General features: G+C 62.1%; 2 protein-coding genes and 1 pseudogene. 1 reads left to right on the top strand and 2 read right to left on the bottom strand.

The features are described 5' to 3' along the window. Positions 1-203: IS3 family transposase (locus H5393_RS14260; RefSeq protein WP_182767230.1), on the top strand; the 203-nt coding region annotated here is incomplete at its 5' end. A gap of 392 nt (positions 204-595) precedes the next feature. Here the strand turns inward: H5393_RS14260 and H5393_RS14255 are convergent. After that, positions 596-3,361, bottom strand: coding sequence for a fibronectin type III domain-containing protein (locus tag H5393_RS14255; protein WP_370586006.1), 2,766 nt, complete (start codon positions 3,359-3,361; stop codon positions 596-598). Positions 3,362-3,421: 60 nt separating this feature from the next. Then, positions 3,422-3,808, bottom strand: a pseudogene (locus H5393_RS14980) (fibronectin type III domain-containing protein); the annotation flags it as partial. Between the last annotated feature and the right edge of the window lie 242 nt (positions 3,809-4,050).

Genomic DNA, 4,050 nt, shown 5'->3' with positions numbered 1-4,050 from the left:
ACAAGACCGAACTGGTCCGCGGTCCCGCCCGGCCCGGTCCATGGAAGAGCGTCGAGGACCTCGAGCTCGCGACCCTCGGGTGGGTGCACTGGCACAACACCACACGCCTACACGGATACCTCGGCGATGTCCCACCCGCCGAGTTCGAGAACGCGTTCTATGCTGAACAAACCGACCAGCAACAGCTGGTAGGAATCAAATAGGGCGAGTCTCCATCAAACCCAGTGCGATTCATCCCTCATAGTGGTGTAGGGGTCTGCTGCACGGATCCGTGACATCTCGGCCTCGCGTGCCGGGTCTGCTGCACGGATCGGTGACATCCCCCTCGCGGGTCCCCGGCCAGCGTGGGTTCCGGGGCCGAACGACAAGCGCCTATGTCAGCCGAGGAGTCGGCAAGCTCAACCTCGGCCCCTGCATTTCTTGGAATGCCCATCGCGAGCGCCATAAGACCTTGGCACAGGGCTTTCGGAAGCGGGACGCCGAGGGTGATCCTGCGTCCGCCTGCACGGCGAACCTATGCCCATGGTTGCCGGTGGGACATGGGGCGGAGGTGGAGGTTCTGCGGCGACCGATGAACTGGTGTGACCGGTCTCTTCTACTTGAAGCGGACCATGTTGTTGAAGATCTCCTTCTTGACCCAGCGGAAGCCGCGGTCTCCGGATGCGGCTACGTAGGACTCGATGACACTGGCCTCGACGTAGGAACGGCAGCCGTTGCGGCCGGTGGTGGCTGTGTCGCATTCGGTGCGCCACTTCCTGCCGTCGGTTGCTGTCCAGGAGACTTCTCCACCCGGGACCCCGTTCGCGGCTAGTGGGTTGGTAGCCCACTGGCTCCGAGGCGATGCGGCGTATGTAAGGTTGTTGAATACCCAGCCGTTGACCGGCACGAAGCGACCATTATCCTGGTTCACCTGAGTTGCCCAGATCTCGGTCGTGCAGCGGGTTACCGTGGAGGAGTACCTCTGGCAGGTGGTTCTCCAGTCTCGGCCATTGATGTGGTGCGTTCCTGGTGTGGTGTAGACGTCAAAGACCGGCGGGCTAGGAGTCGTAGACGTCTTCGGTGTCACCGCGTTGGAGCGAGCCGAGGCCGGGCTGGTTCCGATTTGGTTGGTGGCTTGGACGGTGAAGGTGTAGGCGGTGCCGTTGGTGAGTCCGGTGAACGTGGCTGTGGTGGTGTTGCCGTTCACGGTCTTGGTGATGTTTCCGGGTTGGGCTGTGATCGTGTAGCCGGTGATCGCAGAGCCATTGTTGAAGGGTGCCTGCCAGGTTACGGCGGCTTGCTGGCTGCTGCTGGAGGTGGCAGTTGGTCGTGCCGGTGTGGTTGGGGTGCCAGCGGGTGTGACGGGCGCGGAGGTGGCAGATGCCGGGCTGGTTCCGATTTGGTTGGTGGCTTGGACGGTGAAGGTGTAGGCGGTGCCGTTGGTGAGTCCGGTGAACGTGGCTGTGGTGGTGTTGCCGTTCACGGTCTTGGTGAGGCTTCCGGGCTGGGCTGTGATCGTGTAGCTGGTGATTGGTGAGCCACCATCACTTATCGGGGTGGCCCAGGAGACCTTGACGGATGCGTTGGAGGGTGTCGCAGAAATGCCTTGCGGGGTGCTTGGTGCAGTCGCGCCGGGGATGGTGACTCGCAGTTTGGTGGGGTGTTTGTGGAATGTGGAGTCGTCGTTGCCGAGGGAGTCCTCGAGCGGATAGATCGTTACGGTCCAGGTGCCGGTGGCGGCGGTTGTTGGGATGGTGACGGTTCGTTGGTAGACGCCGTCGGTGGCGGTGCCGGAGATGCGAGTCATCTGACCGAAACCGAGAGTCTGGGTGGTGTTGTCCGAGGACAGGATCAGTGTCGGCGTCTGGGCGCCTGTGGTGTCGGTTACTCGTGCGGTCACGACCACTTCTTTGTCCCCGGTGGTGGTGTCGATGGTCTTGGGTGTGAAGTCGAACTCGGCCAGCACCGGGGCCGCAGTATCGGCGGGGGTGCTGGTGGTTGAGAGTTTTTCGGGGTGTTTGTGGAATGTGGAGTCGTCGTTGCCGAGGGAGTCCTCGAGCGGATAGATCGTTACGGTCCAGGTGCCGGTGGCGGCGGTTGTTGGGATGGTGACGGTTCGTTGGTAGACGCCGTCGGTGGCGGTGCCGGAGATGCGAGTCATCTGACCGAAACCGAGAGTCTGGGTGGTGTTGTCCGAGGACAGGATCAGTGTCGGCGGCTGGGCGCCTGTGGTGTCGGTTACTCGTGCGGTCACGACCACTTCTTTGTCCCCGGTGGTGGTGTCGATGGTCTTGGGTGTGAAGTCGAACTCGGCCAGCACCGGGGCCGCAGTATCGGCGGGGGTGCTGGTGGTTGAGAGTTTTTCGGGGTGTTTGTGGAATGTGGAGTCGTCGTTGCCGAGGGAGTCCTCGAGCGGATAGATCGTTACGGTCCAGGTGCCGGTGGCGGCGGTTGTTGGGATGGTGACGGTTCGTTGGTAGACGCCGTCGGTGGCGGTGCCGGAGATGCGAGTCATCTGACCGAAACCGAGAGTCTGGGTGGTGTCGTCGGAGGACAGGATCAGTGTCGGCGGCTGGGCGCCTGTGGTGTCGGTTACTCGTGCGGTCACGACCACTTCTTTGTCCCCGGTGGTGGTGTCGATGGTCTTGGGTGTGAAGTCGAACTCGGCCAGCACCGGGGCCGCAGTATCGGCGGGGGTGCTGGTGGTTGAGAGTTTTTCGGGGTGTTTGTGGAATGTGGAGTCGTCGTTGCCGAGGGAGTCCTCGAGCGGATAGATCGTTACGGTCCAGGTGCCGGTGGCGGCGGTTGTTGGGATGGTGACGGTTCGTTGGTAGACGCCGTCGGTGGCGGTGCCGGAGATGCGAGTCATCTGACCGAAACCGAGAGTCTGGGTGGTGTCGTCGGAGGACAGGATCAGTGTCGGCGTCTGGGCGCCTGTGGTGTCGGTTACTCGTGCGGTCACGACCACTTCTTTGTCCCCGGTGGTGGTGTCGATGGTCTTGGGTGTGAAGTCGAACTCGGCCAGCACCGGGGCCGCAGTATCGGCGGGGGTGCTGGTGGTTGAGAGTTTTTCGGGGTGTTTGTGGAATGTGGAGTCGTCGTTGCCGAGGGAGTCCTCGAGCGGATAGATCGTTACGGTCCAGGTGCCGGTGGCGGCGGTTGTTGGGATGGTGACGGTTCGTTGGTAGACGCCGTCGGTGGCGGTGCCGGAGATGCGAGTCATCTGACCGAAACCGAGAGTCTGGGTGGTGTCGTCGGAGGACAGGATCAGTGTCGGCGTCTGGGCGCCTGTGGTGTCGGTGACTCGTGCGGTCACGACCACTTCTTTGTCCCCGGTGGTGGTGTCGATGGTCTTGGGTGTGAAGTCGAACTCGGCCAGCACTGGGGCTGCGGTATCCGGAGGATTTGGGACCACGGGGAGGCTCGGCTCGGATTTGGAGCCTTGACCTACGTCGCTGAGAGCAACCACGGAGAATGTATAGCTCCGCCCGTTAGTTAAGCCTGTCATCGTGATGTGGGTCTCGTTCCCTACTGTCACGGTCGTTCCGTCTGGACTGGCGGTGACCGCGTAGCCAGTTACCGGCGCGGTGTCTCCCGACATAGCCGGAGCCGTCCATGTGATGGTGGCCAGACCGTTTCCGGCAGTCGCGGTGACGCCCGTCGGCGAACTAGGTGGGTTGCAGGGATCTCCGGTAAAGGTGAAGGGCCAGGAGGCTTCGTTGAGTAGGCGATATCCCTGCAGAGGGCGCGCCGTGACAAGGATGGAACCCTGAGCATGGCTTTCTCCCGGTGTCTGTGCAATGCCATCTACGAGGTACTCGACCCCCACGGTGACAGGAATCTTGAGGGTGTCATCGTCTGTCCTGCAGTGGTCCTGGAATACCGGTGAGGCTGCTGACACAGCACGCCGAAGATCGAGTGATGAGAACACGATCTCCAAGTCTTCGCTGGGTTGTTCGCCTGCTTCTAGTGTGGCTCTTAGCCAGACTTGGGAGTCTGGGTCTTGGTAATCGACGTATATTTCTGGCAGGCCGGTTGTGGTCCGGGGCGCCAGGAACCGGGCGTAGCCAT

The sequence above is a fragment of the Tessaracoccus sp. MC1756 genome, assembly GCF_014164735.1.
In the GTDB taxonomy this organism is placed as follows: Bacteria; Actinomycetota; Actinomycetes; order Propionibacteriales; family Propionibacteriaceae; genus Arachnia.
Note: the sequence above shows the minus strand (reverse complement) of the source record. Positions and strands in the feature narration are given on the sequence as shown.